Origin of the sequence: uncultured Acetobacteroides sp., from assembly GCF_963667355.2 — a bacterium.
Classification (GTDB): Bacteria; Bacteroidota; Bacteroidia; order Bacteroidales; family ZOR0009; genus Acetobacteroides.
The window spans coordinates 2,839,397-2,855,105 of sequence record NZ_OY763328.2; the positions used below are offsets into that span (position 1 = coordinate 2,839,397).

The 15,709-nt window shown below is 46.1% G+C and carries 14 protein-coding genes; 1 reads left to right on the plus strand and 13 read right to left on the minus strand.

What is annotated here, in order from left to right:
- Positions 1-30 precede the first annotated feature (30 nt).
- The 13 genes from ACHZA1_RS11685 to ACHZA1_RS11745 are packed head-to-tail and all read right to left on the minus strand — an operon-like array spanning position 31 to position 11,046.
- Positions 31-1,167: a type II secretion system F family protein gene (locus tag ACHZA1_RS11685; RefSeq protein ID WP_320052060.1), complete on the minus strand. Its 1,137-nt coding sequence runs from the start codon at positions 1,165-1,167 to the stop codon at positions 31-33.
- On the minus strand, positions 1,143-1,652 hold the full coding sequence (locus ACHZA1_RS11690) for a hypothetical protein (protein ID WP_320052061.1): 510 nt from the start codon (positions 1,650-1,652) through the stop codon (positions 1,143-1,145). Before ACHZA1_RS11690 ends, ACHZA1_RS11685 begins: the two co-directional genes overlap by 25 nt.
- Positions 1,642-1,995 (minus strand): hypothetical protein, encoded by a 354-nt coding sequence (locus ACHZA1_RS11695; protein ID WP_320052062.1) that lies wholly within the window; start codon positions 1,993-1,995, stop codon positions 1,642-1,644. Before ACHZA1_RS11695 ends, ACHZA1_RS11690 begins: the two co-directional genes overlap by 11 nt.
- The gene (locus ACHZA1_RS11700) at positions 1,992-3,209 is read right to left on the minus strand and encodes a hypothetical protein (RefSeq protein ID WP_320052063.1); all 1,218 of its coding nucleotides are present in this window, start codon (positions 3,207-3,209) and stop codon (positions 1,992-1,994) included. Before ACHZA1_RS11700 ends, ACHZA1_RS11695 begins: the two co-directional genes overlap by 4 nt.
- Positions 3,190-3,699 (minus strand): hypothetical protein, encoded by a 510-nt coding sequence (locus ACHZA1_RS11705; protein ID WP_320052064.1) that lies wholly within the window; start codon positions 3,697-3,699, stop codon positions 3,190-3,192. The genes ACHZA1_RS11700 and ACHZA1_RS11705 overlap by 20 nt, the downstream gene beginning before the upstream one ends.
- A gap of 16 nt (positions 3,700-3,715) precedes the next feature.
- Positions 3,716-4,210 (minus strand): hypothetical protein, encoded by a 495-nt coding sequence (locus ACHZA1_RS11710; protein ID WP_320052065.1) that lies wholly within the window; start codon positions 4,208-4,210, stop codon positions 3,716-3,718.
- Positions 4,211-4,222: 12 nt separating this feature from the next.
- Positions 4,223-5,209 (minus strand): hypothetical protein, encoded by a 987-nt coding sequence (locus ACHZA1_RS11715; protein ID WP_320052066.1) that lies wholly within the window; start codon positions 5,207-5,209, stop codon positions 4,223-4,225.
- A gap of 27 nt (positions 5,210-5,236) precedes the next feature.
- Positions 5,237-5,746, minus strand: a complete 510-nt coding sequence (locus ACHZA1_RS11720) for a hypothetical protein (RefSeq protein ID WP_320052067.1) — start codon at positions 5,744-5,746, stop codon at positions 5,237-5,239.
- 6 nt (positions 5,747-5,752) lie between these two features.
- Positions 5,753-6,880 carry a hypothetical protein gene (locus tag ACHZA1_RS11725; RefSeq protein WP_320052068.1) on the minus strand — a complete coding sequence of 376 codons (1,128 nt, stop codon included), beginning with the start codon at positions 6,878-6,880 and terminating at the stop codon, positions 5,753-5,755.
- 3 nt (positions 6,881-6,883) lie between these two features.
- On the minus strand, positions 6,884-8,764 hold the full coding sequence (locus ACHZA1_RS11730) for a type II secretion system protein GspD (RefSeq protein WP_320052069.1): 1,881 nt from the start codon (positions 8,762-8,764) through the stop codon (positions 6,884-6,886).
- A gap of 2 nt (positions 8,765-8,766) precedes the next feature.
- Entirely contained in the window at positions 8,767-10,200 is a 1,434-nt protein-coding gene (locus ACHZA1_RS11735; RefSeq protein WP_320052070.1) for a GspE/PulE family protein, read from the minus strand.
- The gene (locus ACHZA1_RS11740; RefSeq protein ID WP_320052071.1) at positions 10,194-10,643 is read right to left on the minus strand and encodes a prepilin peptidase; all 450 of its coding nucleotides are present in this window, start codon (positions 10,641-10,643) and stop codon (positions 10,194-10,196) included. The genes ACHZA1_RS11735 and ACHZA1_RS11740 overlap by 7 nt, the downstream gene beginning before the upstream one ends.
- A gap of 1 nt (position 10,644) precedes the next feature.
- On the minus strand, positions 10,645-11,046 hold the full coding sequence (locus tag ACHZA1_RS11745) for a type II secretion system protein (RefSeq protein WP_320052072.1): 402 nt from the start codon (positions 11,044-11,046) through the stop codon (positions 10,645-10,647).
- A gap of 441 nt (positions 11,047-11,487) precedes the next feature.
- On the opposite strand from ACHZA1_RS11745, the gene ACHZA1_RS11750 reads away from it, so the two are divergent.
- On the plus strand, positions 11,488-15,708 hold the full coding sequence (locus ACHZA1_RS11750; protein WP_320052073.1) for a DUF5977 domain-containing protein: 4,221 nt from the start codon (positions 11,488-11,490) through the stop codon (positions 15,706-15,708).
- Position 15,709 lies beyond the last annotated feature (1 nt).

Sequence of the window (15,709 nt, forward strand, 5' to 3'; positions counted from 1 at the left end):
ACTTTTCGGTTTAATGAAGGTTTTATTCTTTTAGTTAATTGTACTCCCCAGCCTAAACATGGGCAGGTACATGGCCACCAGCACGAAGGCCACGAAGATGCCCACGATGATGATGAGGATGGGTTCGAGGACGTTGCCTACGATCTTGATGCGGTGCTCGAGCTCGGCGGTCTGCTGCTGGTAGAGCTTACCGAACATATCGTCGAGCTTGTTTACCTCTTCGCCCACGCGCACAAGGGCCACCAGGCGGCTTTCGAATATCCTATGCTTGGCGATGGTTTGCGAGAGCGGCGCGCCCACAATCAGCTCCTCCTGAATTTGGGCAAAGGCCTGCTGGTAGGGGTAGAACTGGATGACGTCGGCCATTAGGCGGATGCTGTCGAGGATGGGCACCCTTGAGGTGGTGAGCAGGTACATCAGGTTGCAGAAGGTGGCCTGGTAGGTTTTGGCGAGTATGCCCCCCACCACGGGAATGCGCAGCGCCAGCTGGGCTGTTATACGGCGGTAGGTGCCGTTGCTGCGAAGCAGGTAGGCCGATAGGGCTACCGCAAAAATAACGGCTAGCGCTGCTATGCTAAAGGAGGACATATGCTTGGATATGCCAATGATGGTTTTGGTGATGGGCGGCAGGTCGGAGTTGAAGCGGGCGTACACCTGCTCGAACATGGGCACAATGGTGGTGAGCATGAAGAAGACCACCATGAGCGCCGTGGCAAACACGATGGCCGGGTACGACAGCGCGCCCGTAACCAGCTTAAGGCGCTGTATGCGCTTGGCGTAGTAGTCGGATAGAAAGCTGAGCGAGTCGGAAAGTTTACCCGTCTCCTCTCCAATGCGCAGTACGCCCGAGTCGATGGGGCTAAAGAGCTCCGTTTGTGCAACTGCCTCGGAGAGGTTCTTTCCGATGATAATCTGGTTAAGTATGCCTTCCAGCAGCTCGCGCTCCTGCTTCTTGGGAGTGTCGGCCTGCAGAATGATGAAGGCCTTGCCGATATCGAGACCGGAGGATAGCAACACGAAGAGTTCCGAGAATAAGCGCTCCTTCTGCTTATCGTTGAGCTTTTGCCTGAAAAGCGACTCTACGGAAAAGCCTTTTCCTCCTTTTGAGGATTGACCCTTTGGCTGTGCTTGTGCAGCTCTGCCTACTTCCGATACTTTAATTCCCATTTCTTTTCGATGGTTGAGGAGTGAGCCTCGAATAGCGCCGACGGGTCGTACTGCTTTTCGAAGGTGAAGGTTGACGGTCTCCCGTTTATGGATACCGATAGGCTAACCGACGTAACGTACTGCTCCATCAGTGGATGGTGGCCTACATTTCTAAGGATGGTGGCCGATGAGAGCGTGTCTAACCTTGGCGGCTGCTGCCGGATAAGCCTAGCGCTATCGAGGTAGTAGCGAACCCTAAGCGAGTCGGAGCAGATGAGCAGCGTATCGCCGCGCTGCACGATAGAATCGGCGCGCGCAAAGTCGTTGCCCAAGGCGGCGTAGAGTACGACAGCATTGGTGGTGGCCAACGATCGCTTTTGGGTGGATACGAGCAGCCCGCCCACCAGCTGAAAGCCGTAGAGTACGGCGATAAGCACGATGGCGCTCACCAGCATGGCCACCAGCAGCTCCGGTATGGTAAAAGCCTTTAGCTGGCTACGGCTCATGGCGGGTAAGGGTTGAGTCTACAATGGTGGTGCGCCTATCGAGCAGCGCGCCTTGGGTGGAGGTGGCCCTCATGGTTAGCAGGAAGCAGCCGTTCTCGGCGGGCTTAGGCTCATCGATGGAGAGGTTACCCCAGCTGAACGAGAGCACCTGTGGCGACACCTGCCTAGTAGTGGACACCTCTCTCATTACCGAGTCGATAGCAAGGCGGGCGCTGTAGTAGTCGGTGCCGCCCTTTTTGGCGCTCAGCTGCACCATGATGGTTAGCGCCAGCCCAAAGGTGATGAGGATGATGAGCGCCGACACGATTGCCTCTACAATGGTCGATCCCTTTAGCTTGATCATGGCAGCTTGGCGATTACGGCCTTACGACCTGGTGTAACATAGGGAAAGACGTAGCTCGGGGATAACTCGTTGCCCAGCACCTTGGCGTTGAGCAGCGAGGAGGTGTACAGCCCCCATCCCGTGCGGAACTCGAACCCGTAGGCGTAAAGCGATCCGAAGATGGCCCCCTGATGGTCCACCTTGGTGCTGCAGTAGGCGTAGCCAAAGATGGAGGCGCTCGATCGGATGCGCAACCCTACTTTGGTGTTGTTGTTACCACGAACGATGGCGTAGCCGTAGATACGGGAGGTGCTATCCACCTGCAGGTATCCCCCATTCTTAGAGAAGATGGCGATACCGCTGGGGTAGCGTAGCGTAGCTCCTTTCTGGATGATAACCGTATCGGTGGCAAATATCTGGCAGATGCCCCTAAAGCCGCTTTCCACGTAAACCGTCGGAGCGTATACGATTACATTCTTCAGCTGCGCATTCCGCGAAAGAGTAAGTTTTCCGTCTGAGCGTATGACGATATTCCCGCTCAGGCTGCAGCGGGATAGCAGATGAGGTACACCTATAGCTCTTGGCTTTTTTGAGAAGGGGGCTGCAACAGGTTCTGATAGGGAAATATCCTCCTCTTTTAGTTCCTTAACCCAATCTATTATTTGGCTAAGGCGGCTGCTAAAGGCGGTAGGTAGCGAGTCGCAGCTGAAAAACTTCTTGCCGTAAACCAGCGAATCGCCCGTGTAGCCAACACCCTCTATGGAGGACGAGGCAATTCCCGAATAGGGAAGGTAGGTTCTTCCGGTAAGAATTGTACTTCCCGAGACGGACAGGTAGGAGAAGTTGTTGCGCAGGTAAAGTCCCGTCTGTCGAATAGTGTCGTTAGGGGTAATTCCGATGAGGTACGACTTGGAAGCAATTTTTGGAAACTCCGCAAGGGAAAGTGTTAGGACGCTATACATACCCCATTCCGACTGTGCAATGGTTACGCTAGACTCCTTATCCTCCTCGAATAGCAGAATGCTCCTGGTGAAGCTACCGCTAGCGGGATTTGAAAGCGCTAGTGTGAGGGCTGATGAAAAGTAGGAGTTGATGCGCTCTGAGCGCTTAATGTTGGCTGTAAGGAAGTTCTCCTGGTAGAATATCAGGATGAAGAGCCCAACAGTAAGCAGCATGACCAGCGCTACGAATAGCGTGTAGTAGAGTACGCCAGCCTTAAGCGTTTTTTTTAGCATTGCTACTTTTCCTGAATATTCGGAACCATTGACGTTTTGAGGTATCGCTAGCCACTTTAGCAGCGGTTTTCCGCTTCTTTGTATTTACAGGTTTTGGAAGTAGTACTTTTACCAGCTTCCCATTGGAATACTTCACCATGCTGATGATCTTGCCTTTGCTATCCCAGCGAATCCATTCGCCTACCTTTACCCCGTTTTTGAGATGCCCCTTGCAGATTAGGTTGTTGCTACTACCGTAAACTATGTAGTCGCCATGCAGCGGGTAGCCATCAATGGCACCCTCGTTGGAGTGAATGGCGTTTTTGCGGTAGGAGTAGTAGATTGTACTTGGCGATTTTACGGATTGCACCTCCTCGTCTCCAATGCTAAATCTTGCAGTAGAGTCGCTATAGGAAACATACCTTATACTGCTATTCGGTACAGGTGCTGTAGTGCTGCACGATGTGGCAAGAAGGAGGATTGCAATGTAAGTAACGATTGTTTTCTTCATGGCTGTAATCGGATGGTTACTGAATTTTACGAATGGTATAGGAGTAGCGACCTTTTAGCGTTATCGAATCCTTGCAGATATGGGTTACCGTAAGCGAATCGATGTAGGATTGGTTTCTAATGTATACAACCTCGCCGTTAGCCTGTACGATGCCCATTAACCCGCTTTTGGAACGGTTGGCAATTAGCCCATTGTAGGTTACGGCGCTACGAACAGCGCCTAGCAGCGATGCGTAACTTACTCTTTTGGGCTTAACAACGATAGGCTGGGGTTTAGCAATCGCTTTCGGTGTTGCCCGAGGCTGCTGTCCGGGAGTGTTTAGAAATGGATCCCGGTAGCTCAGCTTCAGCGTATAGGCCGAATCGGCCTTACTTCCCTTAGCGGATAACGATATGGATGGTGCAAACGAATCGCCCTTGCGCGCCTCTACGATGCGGTAAACTACAACGCCCCAAATACCGACCACCAGAATCAGTAAGATGTAGGTACTTGCCTTGCTCTTCTTAACCATGGTAGGCTCCGATTATTGGGGTAGAACTAGCAGCTTGCGGGGCTGCGTTTCCGTGGTATTGCCGGCAGCATCCGACTGCTTTAGCTTCCAAAAGTAGGTGGCCACCGAACTAGGGAACGTGTAGCTGAAGCTGTTATTGGTACATAGCGCTCGTTTGACGATGGTTCCAAAGCCTTGGTCGCTAGCTATAATAATAGAGTCGGCAATAGGTGTTCCTGTATCGGCATTTTTTGTCCATGAGAATAGGGATGTTGCCACTTTCGTTGTATCCGATTCATTGGGCTGAAGCGTTTTAGGCTGTACAGGAGCCGTTCTGTCTACCGTAAAGCGGGAGATGATCGCCTTTGAGTCGGAAATCTCGTTGCGGGCAAAAATTCTCCACGAGTAGGCCTGCTCGGTTAGCTGCTCAATCTTGGTATCAGACGAAGGGATGGTAATGGAGTTGGTGGTTACAGGTATTGCTCCTCCAACCGTCTTTCCGTTGGCATCGAACAGCTCGAAGCTGTAGCTGGTGGCACCAGTAATGGTATCCCACCTAAAGGTAATGGCCGTTGCGTTGGTGGCCGACAGGTTGGTGGGTTGGGTTGGATTCATCTCCTGTGGGCTTAGGTCATACGATTCGGTAATATCGAAGGAGATGGTGGTAACCTTTGACTGATACCCTGCATTTTGCGCATAAATAGACATCTGATACTTATTTGGAGTCAGCGTTACCATAAGATTGGTGGAGGCTACAACGGTGTCCATTACTATTTGGCTAAGCTTATCAAATGAGGGGGTAACCAGCTGAATGTGGTACTCTCGAGCACCATTGACTGGCTTCCAGATGAATTTCTGTAAGTAGATGGGGGATGATCCCCCGTCGGTTGGTGAGACCATTAGAACCACGTTGTCCTCAATATTCTTTTCGAAAAAATCGTGGCAGGCGGTAACAGCGCACATTAGCGAAATTACAGCTAGTAAGCCTAATCGTTGGGGTTTTATTTTAAGATTTTTCATTTCCTAAATGTTTTTGATAAGAGCTAGCTATTCTTTTGATAAACTCTTTTCCGAAACGGCGAAAACAAGCCGTAAGATAAGGTGCTGACGCTTTTTAAGCATGTCGAATTGGGTTGAGTAGGAGGTGGATACGACTTGTCCAAGGTTAAGGGAAGATTCAATTTGGTGGAGCACCCGTATCAGAGAAATGTACCCTCCCTCTAGATCTACAATCAGGATATCCTTTAGATCAGCCTTACTACGAACCTCTACGGGCTTATTCTTTACAATCACGACTCCCTGCTGGCGGCAAAGTGCAACCAATCCTGCAAACCCCTTTTCGGTGCTATCTAGGGATGACTCTGCAGCCGCATGTCTATTGGCGTTTCGAAGCTGGCTATTTAGCCTGCTAAGCGTATCGCCCATGGCTGAAAGAATCCTAACGTCTTCCTTCAGCTTCATATGCGGCTCTATGGCGGCCCTGTATCCTAAGCTGCATAGAAATATCAGCAAAAGGGCGCTGAGCAGCAGGTAGGTGTTGGAACTTTTTCTATCCATGGCGCATTACTTTATTTGTGCTACAATGGTGAAGCGATAGAATCCCTTATCGCTGAGGAATGAGAGGTCGGATAGCGAGCATTTTTTTACCCAGCGCTCCTTGCCAACTCTGCCTAGCAGCTCGTTTACCTCAGAGGAAGCCTGAGCGGTGCCCGAGATTTCTAGGATCTTTTTCTGAACCTCTGTTATATCACCAGCCTCAACCTGCCCCTTTATCGGGTTGAACGATGCCCTTGTGAGGGTTACGCCAGCAGGGGTGATGATGCCAATTCGATCGGATAACAGCGCGAGATTTCCGGTGGCTACGGACGATTCGGTAATGCCTGATGCTTTTATTTGCGCTTTTGCAGCTGCAATGCGGAGCTTCATGGAGCCGATTTCGCTCTCAATCATGGGGTGTTGCTGCTGAAGACCACTGTACTGAAGGTAGTTTAACATCAGTATGGCAAATATTACGCTGAGTATCATGCCGTAAATCCTATATAGAGAGCGCTTGAGCGTAAAGTACTCGAACGAATCGGGGTAGGATAGCTTCAGCGCTGTTCGGTGCGATAGTAGGGATATGCCGGCAAGCAGCGCCGAAAGCTCTTCTGGAAGGTAATCTTCTCCCATGAATCGCAGAGGGATGCCCTCTGATGCAGGGGATAGCGATAATGCCCCATGTCGATTTTCGAGAACTACGCCCGGAAGGGTAATGACTAAGCCATCCTGGCTGATGAGCATTGCCCCCTTAAGGCCCTCGATGGTGGCAAATCCTTGCCTCACAATATTAGCCTGTTCCACATAAGCTGTAGCGCTATCAAATAGGCTGTTAAGGCCAAAACAAGTCACCTTTAAGTCGTTAACAGGGAGGTAGTAATGAGTAAATTCAGATTGGCGGTGTTGAGGAATAAGCTCCTCGAAGGGTGTCTCCTGCTCCTTGGTAATTCTTGTGATTACACCGCTACCGTAGGCAAGCAGCACCGTTGGCGCTCCTTTCGGAATATCGCTAATGCTGCCAAGGCGCTTAAGATGGTATTCCCCCTTCTGGAAGAATATCTCAAAGGCTAGAAATGCAGGCAGCCCATCGTCAGCAATCTTGAATGCAGCGATGTGAATTCTTTTTAGGGAGTATAAAGCGTGAGGCAGCCGCATTGTCTAGTAAATTATGGTTGGCTTAATGAAGAAGTTTACCTTGCTTTCCGCCTTTGAGTTGGAGTTGGAGCCAAACAGCCATTTAAGCCCGGGTATTCGGGCTAGGAATGGAAGACCTTTGGAATTATCGCTTTTAGAAATTCTTTCGAGTCCGCCAAGTAGCACCATCTCCTCGTTGCGGATGCGAACCTGCGACTTAAAGCTACGATTGGTTGTTCCTGGGGGAGAATCTGCATACTCGCGCGGGGTAAAATCACCTTGGGTTATCTCTATGTTGAGCGTAATCTGCTCATCTCCGCTTACAATAGGGGTAATCTTCAGCTCAAACTCGGCCTTAATCTCCTTCCACGTATAGGAGGTCGACTGAAGTGGGTTTTGTGTGCCAAAGTAGTTGTTGTTAACCTCCTTATAGTACTTGGTTTGTCCGTTTTTCAGCGTTGCCTCGTGACCGTTGAGGGTGGATAACTTAGGGGTAGATTTGATATCGATATTTCCGGCTTCTTCGAGAGCCTTTATGTTTAGGTAGAAATCAGGCGTTACCTTACCGATTTTTACGACTCCAAAACCGTTAAAACCGTTTATTAGGCTGTTAATGGAGGAGGTACTCAGCTTCATGTCCACTCCTGGGCTAATGGATCCGGTTGTTTTAGCTGCGGCCTGCCCCAATCCAGCCTCGATTCCTGTACTTATTCCTGAAGATTTGGAGACGTCAACGATCATAACCTCAATGGTAACCAGCGGAACTACCTTGTCAATCTGCTTGACAAAGTCGGTGAAGCGGCGTACCGCTATGCCGGAGCCCGATACGATAAAGCTATTCTGGTCGGCAAAGGTTTGGATTTGAAGTCCTTCTCGGATCGAGTTGGGAATAAAGGAGTCCAGCTTATCTACGGTTCTATACTTGAGCTGTATCACCTGGGAGTCGAATACTTCGGCGCTATTTTTATCTCCGAACACGTAGTAGCCATTCTCCAGTTTGAAGGAGAACTTAGTGCCCTCTAGCATGGCGTTCAGCAGGTCGTCGAAGGGAACGTGAGAGAGGTAAAGGTTTACCTGTCCGGTTAGTGGCGTAAAGAAGTAGTACCCCTTTTTCAGCTTATTGCAGAGTTCAACAACAACATCTCCTATGGAAAGATTAGACCCGTTTATTGTTACCCGACCCAACGAATCAACCGAGATGGGGGAAGATCCGTACATGGCAGAAGGCTGACGCCATGTATTTCCGGTGCCTCCAAAATTTTGTTGGGGCGTAGGCTGGCTAAACACCCATACGCTATCGCGGTTTTGGTAAACCTCCATATCGTTGGCTGCAGCTATTGATTTCACTGCTGCTGCAGGTGTTTGGTTGTTCCCGAATCCCTGCGCTTTTCTACTGCCAAGAGCGTTGGAAACAATGACATTAACCCCACAGGCCGAGGAGAAACGCTCCATTGCCGAAGCAAGGTATTCGCCGTTTAGGCTATAGGTAACTGTTTTACGATCGCTGTTGTAGCTAATCGTTGCCTTAGGAAGAGCTATGGGCACCTCTTTGCGGGGGGAAACGGATATAATCGATCCCACAATATCGTACTGGAGGTTGTAGGACGTTATGAGGTAGGTGAGCACGTCGGTAACCTTGGCGCCCACAAAGTTGGCCGCTACCGACTCCTCGATGCCAGGCTTCACCGTGATGTTTATGCTATTCGAGCGGGCAATTGAGCGGAACAGTTCGCCTAGGGGCATGCGCGCCACCGAAATATCGACAACGGAGTTCAGCTCAGGGACATGCCTGGCAAGCGTGTCTAGCCGTGCCTTAAGGCTGTCTGCACCCTGCTGCCCATATAGTGGTGTAAGCGTTGCAAAAGAAAGAGCGAACAATAGGATTAGGGTAAGCTTTCGGATCATTTTTATAGCTCAATTAGTATAGGTACAATTTCGTCGAGGGAGGTTGCTCCAGCGCTTAGCAGTTCCAGCGCGCTATCCCGTAATGTTTTTATCTGTTTCTGCCTTAGCAGCTCCGATACGTTGAAGTTTCCCTGCTTTACCTGCTCGGTTAACTCGCGGTCTATGGGGATAACCTCGTAGATGGCCTTTCGCCCCTTATAGCCCGTATGGAGGCAGGCATCGCAGCCAACAGGCTGGTAGATAACCGCAGATGAATCCTCTACCAGATACGCAAAAGTGTGGTTGAGCTCGCTTACGTAGACTTTCCTCTTGCAATGCGGACAGAGCAGGCGCACCAAGCGTTGGGCAATTACCATGTTGAGCGTATCAGCAACCAAGTAGTGAGGGATGGACATGTCTGCCAAGCGGGCCACCGTTCCCCAGGCCGAATTGGTGTGGATGGTGGAGAAGATGAGGTGGCCGGTAAGGGCGCTACGTATGGCCATCTGCGCTGTTTCGGGGTCGCGAATCTCTCCTAGCATGATGATGTCGGGGTCCTGGCGCAGGAAGGTGCGAAGCGCCTCCGGGAAAGTTAGCCCAATCTCATCCTTAAGCGCCACCTGATTTACGCCGTGTAGGGTGTACTCCACCGGATCCTCGATGGTGAGAATATTCACCGTCTCGGAGTTGAGCTCGCGCAGCGTGGCGTAGAGCGTGGTGGTTTTCCCCGACCCCGTAGGACCGCTGATGAGGATGAGCCCATGCGGCTTTCGGATGGCTGTTAGGTAGTGCGCCAGCTGTGTGTCGTTTAGCCCTAAGTTGTGAATGTCGAGTAGCTCGATGCTACGCGTAAGCAAGCGTAGTACTACCTTTTCGCCGTATATGGAGGGCAAAACGGAGACGCGTAGATCGAGCTTTACTCCATCGCGGTTGAAGAGGATACGTCCATCTTGAGGCAGGCGCTTCTCCGAGATGTCGAGGTTGGCCAGAATCTTGATCTGGTTGATGAAGGCCGGGTAGGTGTCCTTGGCCAGCGTGTAGCGCTGCACCAGCTTGCCGTCGATGCGGAGGCGTATGCGGCACTCCTCCTCATAGGCCTCAATATGGATGTCGCTAGAGCTGGAGGCATGTGCCTCGGCGATTAGCCCAAACAGGAACTCGTTGGTGTGGGTAAATCCCCCTCCAACGGATAGTTTGGCGCTGGTAGATGCTTTCCCTACGGCGGCAGAGCCGTAGTGCTCGTTTAGAAGAGCATCAACTTGCGCAGAGGCTAGGATGGATACGGAGATTGTGCTTCCTACAACAATTCCCAGCTCCTGCTCCAGCTGCGGAGAAATGCTATCAGAGTAGCAGTGGAGGATACCTCCCTTTTTATCGTACGGTACCATCCGATACCGCCATGCGGTTGCGGCGGTTAGCTCCTTCACCAGCTCGGGGGAGATGACTTCCTCTACCATACGCGTTGGATTATCATAAATGAAGCAAGACATACGGCACCCCAGCCGGCAAGCGGTATGGTAATCTTTCTGGAGCAGAACTTCTGGACCACCAAATAGTGGAGCAAACCTGCTATGCAGGTCGCTATGAGGTATACCAGCAGCTGCTTGATGGGTAGCAGCAAAGGAATGGCAGCGAAGAAGAGTAGGTCGCCGCTTCCGGCAATATCCTTAACGTTTAGCCTTTTTCGTAGACGGAGGTAGGTAAAGCTAACCGAAGCAATAGTGACGGCTGCTACCAGTATGTAGGATATGGCGAACTCGGTAGGCGTTATCGGCCTTTGTACAAAGAAGAAGCCAAGCGCCACCGCCATATAGGCGAGTATGGCCCATAGGTATACGTTCCTATACTTGAAATCGGTGTAGGCAATGGGTATAAGCGCGAGGGTAAGCAATACCAGCATATCAGTCCTTGGTTACCTCCTTGAGCTTCTTATCCTGATCTACCTCCCATACGTTGTAGGTGCCATCGCCATCGAAATCGACTACGGCAGTGGCAGTGGCCTTAAAGGTGCGGTCGGATGCCTCCACCACCTCTATGCGGTAGTTGGCGTTTCCCCCATCGGAGGTGAGCACCTGCTGCTCGAAGCCCAGTTCCTCGAGGTTGGAGGAGTAGCGCGAGTAGGTGTAGAAGTAGGTCTTCTCCAGCGAGTGCAGGAAAGCCAGCTGCTGCTGAGCCTCTGTGCTCTTGGCTCTAGAAATTAAGGGAGTAAGGCTTGGCAGGGCAAGCAGAACAAGTATTCCAATAATTACCAGCACTACCAACAGCTCTGGTAACGAGAAGGCCTTTAGCTTACGTTTTGGCATCGTTAATAGTATTTTAACGGCAAAGGTAGAAAAATAAGGGGATTGTAGATCTGAAAAGTAAGAATTTGCCAAAATGGCAGCAGGAGATTCTGCAATGATTCTACGGTTTTCTACGGAGGATGTAGGGTGTAGCCAAATGTGAAATAACGACATGTTGGCATGGGGCAAGCGATAGGTAGAGATGTTTTGAAGAATATTAAAAAAAGAAGTGCGACGAGTTGTTGGAAAATAGTGAATGCTTAATTTCGCATCGATTTGTAACTATCGTGTAACATTAAAAAAAAGTACGACCCGTCTTGAGATGGGGAGCGATTCGCTGGTTTATATTCTGTTACCAGTATTTCTGTGAAAACTTTTCAAGTCTTTATGTTGTACGAGTTGCATTTCGATGAATAGCATTGGATTTGTAACAGTTGGTAAATTCTTGTAAATAATTTATATATGAATCGTATTTTTCCGAGTAAGCCAGATAATGGATCTAGGCTTTTCCCGAGGTTCGCACCTCGATTTTTGATGCTGAATGCACGATGTTTAATTCTCGTATTTCAGTTATTTCTAAGTTTGATGCTTGGTTTGAATGCTTACAAGTTAAACGCCCAAGGCGTTGTTCAGCCTAGCAGTATCCCTAGCCCGAATGCAATAGGAATGGGAATGGGTGTTACCAACCCGGTAAATCTTTATACAGGAACAGTTGCCGTTAATGTGCCAATTAGAAACCTAAATGAAAGAGGGATTACTCTACCGATTGCTCTAAGCTACGATGGTTCTGGAGTAAGGCCAGAACAGCATCCTACATGGGTAGGACAGAATTGGAATCTGAGTGCAGGAGGAAGTATTGTTAGGGTTGTAAACAATTGGCCTGATGAGGCTGCTATTATTTGTTTACTAGACGATCCAACAAGCGGCACTTCCAAATTGCTTTGGGCTAATTACTTTTCAAATTGCAAGGACTTGCTTCAGTTCAAAAATGATGAGAGTTCTTTAAAAGTGATTGCTGATAAGTCTTCGAAATATTCACATTTATATTCCTATAGTGTCTATGGAAAAGATTATCAGCCTGATGTATTTATCTTTAATTTTTTAGGATTTACGGGGCAATTTTTTTTGGGCAACGATGGTAAATGGAAAGTATCAAGTTCCCAAAATATTAAGGTTGTATTTGACTATAACGACAGCTCGAATTTTGATTATCCTTTTGTACGATATAGTCCAGATGGAATTGCAGAATACAAGAAAACAATCAATGGGTTTAAGCTTATTGATGATAAGGGGACAACATATGTCTTTGGTTACGATGCTAATGCAATTGAGTACACTCTTCCATTTTTTGGGCAGAGTAAGAAGATTAGCATGAGCAATCAATGGGTTGCAAATGCTTGGCATTTAACAAAGGTGATTGATAAATATGGAGTCGAAGTGTATAACTTAAAGTACGCTAGAGGATATTTTATAGGAAATTTTTACAATGCTGATGGTACAACAATAGCCGCTAGGGCTGATGATATGGATCTATATTCGTCTAGTGACTATACCATTACTAATAATATTTATCTTGGTGACATGAAATGCACGGCTTTCCAATTTCAAGAAGGGAAGGTTAGTGGATGGTTAATATCGCCATGCTATCTATCAACAATTTATTCACAAGGTAGGACAGTTGCGGAACTTAATCGGAGTGTTGCGAATGACATTCGATATTCTTCTGATGAGTTTATAAAAGATAAGAGTTCTGAAAGATTTTATTACCTCTACAATAGTAATTCTGCATATAGATACCCTAATGCAGATGTTAACAAACCTTTAAGTGGGTTGAAATGGTATAAACTTAATTCAATCAAATTCGAAGACAATACAACAGCAAACTTTGTATACAACGATTCTACGGGTTCTACTATTAATGAGAGATTAAATCTTATACGAATAGAAATTAAGGGTAATCCGGCATTTGCGAATTGTAAAACCAATAGATATAAGTTTTACTATAATAAGTTCAATCAACTTCCAGGATTTTTATCAAAAATGGTTGACCACTGGGGATTCTATAACGGGCATGTATATTCTATAAACATGCAGAATTTAGGACAATACAGTAAAGAAAGGGATCCTAATGCATCATTCTCCTCTATCGGTATTTTAAAGAAGATAGAATTTCCTACTGGAGGTTTCATAGAATACGTATATGAACCACATACCTATGCTTCGAATCTTAGTGAAAAAGACTCAATAGCAGGGGGACTGCGAATAAAAAATATTGTTCAATACGATGGTTCAAAAATATATGCTAAAGAATATCGGTATGTAGATAGGAATAAATACGGTGATAGAAGTAGTGGAGTTTTGTCTTTTATGCCGAAGTATTATTATGAAGATATGTACTATAACGGCTCTGCATCAAGAATAGCACAGAAAGTCTTTTCGGTAAACTCAATAATCCCATCTATAAACATGGATGAAAGCCATATAGGATATTCTTGTGTTCAAGAAGTTTCCAAAGATGAAAGTTACAGTGAGTATAAATTCTCTACTTCCTTTATGTATAAAGATGAAAAGCCATTTTCATTTACACCTTCTGCGTTTGATCCTGGATCAAGTAATCGTATTAGAAGAGGTGTTTTATTAGAGAAAACTGATTACGATTCAACAGGGATTTTGGTTTGTAAAACAAACTACCGTTATGATACATTCGGCAAGGAAAACGAGTTTTTTGTTTATAGCTCATATGCGAACAATATTTCAAGTTGTCCAACTAATACATATTCCTATTATAATGGAGGTGTTAAGAAACTTTACTATTACGATTTTTTACCTGTAGAAATTGAAACTACAAGAAATTATAATGGGAAAGAAATTGTAACAGAAAAGATTAGTAATACATATGTTCAGCCTCCGCTTAGTAATGATTATTCCTATTTTTATACAGGAGGCACTTCCTTTTTAAAGGAAACTACAAAAAAGACAGATCGAGGCATTTTAACCACAAAAATAACGTATCCTTTTGATTATTATCCTCTAGATAATAACCCTTTTATGCTATTCCTTTGCTCTGAACATAGAATAGGAGAGGTTGTTGAAACATCATCGACTCTTAACGGAATTCCGAATGGATACACAGTAAATGGGTATAATGATTTTGGAGTACCTAGAGGAGAGGGATTCTCTTTAGTTCCAAAAACTACATCTTCTTCATCTAGTGATAAAAGCAATATAAAAACGAATATAGTAATTGATAAAGTTGATAATTGGGGTAATACACTACAAATTACGAAAAGAGGTGGAGGTATAGAAAGCGTTGTTTATGGTTATAACAGTAGATTACCTATAATAAAACTAATAGATGTTAATTATGATGATTTTATTTCCTATCTGGCATCTAAATCAATTTCTATTTCGATGCTTCAGACATCAGATACTGTATCGTTGATGGGGTATATAAAGACTATTAGAAGTGACTTCTATAAAACATTTCCTAAAGGATACATCTTAAATACCTTGTATAATTCGGAAGGTGGTGTTGTAAAAGAGATTGATGCAAGAGGAAACTGTGTAAAAACAGAATATGATAGTTTTGGAGTACCTATACTAAAGCGTGACTCAAAAGATAATATATTAAATTTTGCTGAAACAAACAGTTCGAATACATTTAATCGCGAACCAATTGTTTATAAAAATTTTGCTATTTCAAAGCAATTTCAAAAAAGAGACTGTCAAGGATCTACCGGTACAATGGTAACCTATAGAGTCCCTTCGAATAAGTATTCATCATTAATTAGTCAGGAAAAAGCAGATAGCCTAGCTTTAAATGATATTAATAATAATGGGCAGAACTATGGAAATATGGTAGGGCTATGCACAAAACCTTATGTAAAGTTGGATGTAGAAAACATAAATAAAATTAGGGAATCAACCTATGCAGATATAAAAGTTAGTTTTTTTTATGATGAGCAACTAACCAAACCTGCTTCTGTTTTAAATTTTCCTGTAAAATATACTTTAACTGAAAAGGAGAGTTACGCGGCTGATAAAATAGAACATAATGAATTATTATGTACAGGGGCGTCCTTTTCTATTGGTTATCATATACTGATTTCAGATGATTATACGGACACAGATGGTGATAGAGGCGCAATTCGTAGGAGGCATATTCATACTAGTGCAACATATGAATTAGAACCATCTCCTAACTACTCAATTCAGAAGTACGGTAATATAGAAATGTCTCAAGAATTTTATAAGAACGACGGTTTTGGCTCTTTTTTTAGCAATGAATGTATTGCTTATCGGGTACCTTCTAATACTTATTTCTCATCAATAAGCCAAGACGATGCAAACCAAAAGGCCAAGGATGATATTGCGAAAAATGGACAGGCTTATGCTAATACTCATGGTAGTTGCATTCCTCGAATTTTAAAAACAGATGTAAATTCTGTAGAAATCGAGGTTCATGGGCATTGGGAGCGAGTTCAGGTTGAGGCAAATTCCGATTATAAGGTTACATCAGTTGTTGGCGACTTTATTTCAACTGCAATAGACTATGGCGATAATGGGCTAGAAATAAGTTGTACAGAAAATAAGGGTGCCGCAAGATCTGGAAGTGTGACGCTTGGTAGTGGAAGTAAGCAGGTTGTAATTTCAGTAAATCAAGCAGGAATTAGTACTAAATAGA

Excerpts from the sequence above, each read along its gene's own strand:
- ACHZA1_RS11750 (WP_320052073.1), top strand. The coding sequence starts at position 11,488 with ATGAATCGTATTTTTCCGAGTAAGCCAGATAATGGATCTAGGCTTTTC.
- ACHZA1_RS11745 (WP_320052072.1), bottom strand. The coding sequence starts at position 11,046 with ATGCCAAAACGTAAGCTAAAGGCCTTCTCGTTACCAGAGCTGTTGGTA.
- ACHZA1_RS11690 (WP_320052061.1), bottom strand. The coding sequence starts at position 1,652 with ATGAGCCGTAGCCAGCTAAAGGCTTTTACCATACCGGAGCTGCTGGTG.
- ACHZA1_RS11730 (WP_320052069.1), bottom strand. The coding sequence starts at position 8,764 with ATGATCCGAAAGCTTACCCTAATCCTATTGTTCGCTCTTTCTTTTGCA.
- ACHZA1_RS11715 (WP_320052066.1), bottom strand. The coding sequence starts at position 5,209 with ATGAAAAATCTTAAAATAAAACCCCAACGATTAGGCTTACTAGCTGTA.
- ACHZA1_RS11720 (WP_320052067.1), bottom strand. The coding sequence starts at position 5,746 with ATGGATAGAAAAAGTTCCAACACCTACCTGCTGCTCAGCGCCCTTTTG.
- ACHZA1_RS11735 (WP_320052070.1), bottom strand. The coding sequence starts at position 10,200 with ATGGTAGAGGAAGTCATCTCCCCCGAGCTGGTGAAGGAGCTAACCGCC.
- ACHZA1_RS11710 (WP_320052065.1), bottom strand. The coding sequence starts at position 4,210 with ATGGTTAAGAAGAGCAAGGCAAGTACCTACATCTTACTGATTCTGGTG.
- ACHZA1_RS11705 (WP_320052064.1), bottom strand. The coding sequence starts at position 3,699 with ATGAAGAAAACAATCGTTACTTACATTGCAATCCTCCTTCTTGCCACA.
- ACHZA1_RS11695 (WP_320052062.1), bottom strand. The coding sequence starts at position 1,995 with ATGATCAAGCTAAAGGGATCGACCATTGTAGAGGCAATCGTGTCGGCG.
- ACHZA1_RS11740 (WP_320052071.1), bottom strand. The coding sequence starts at position 10,643 with ATGCTGGTATTGCTTACCCTCGCGCTTATACCCATTGCCTACACCGAT.
- ACHZA1_RS11725 (WP_320052068.1), bottom strand. The coding sequence starts at position 6,880 with ATGCGGCTGCCTCACGCTTTATACTCCCTAAAAAGAATTCACATCGCT.
- ACHZA1_RS11700 (WP_320052063.1), bottom strand. The coding sequence starts at position 3,209 with ATGCTAAAAAAAACGCTTAAGGCTGGCGTACTCTACTACACGCTATTC.
- ACHZA1_RS11685 (WP_320052060.1), bottom strand. The coding sequence starts at position 1,167 with ATGGGAATTAAAGTATCGGAAGTAGGCAGAGCTGCACAAGCACAGCCA.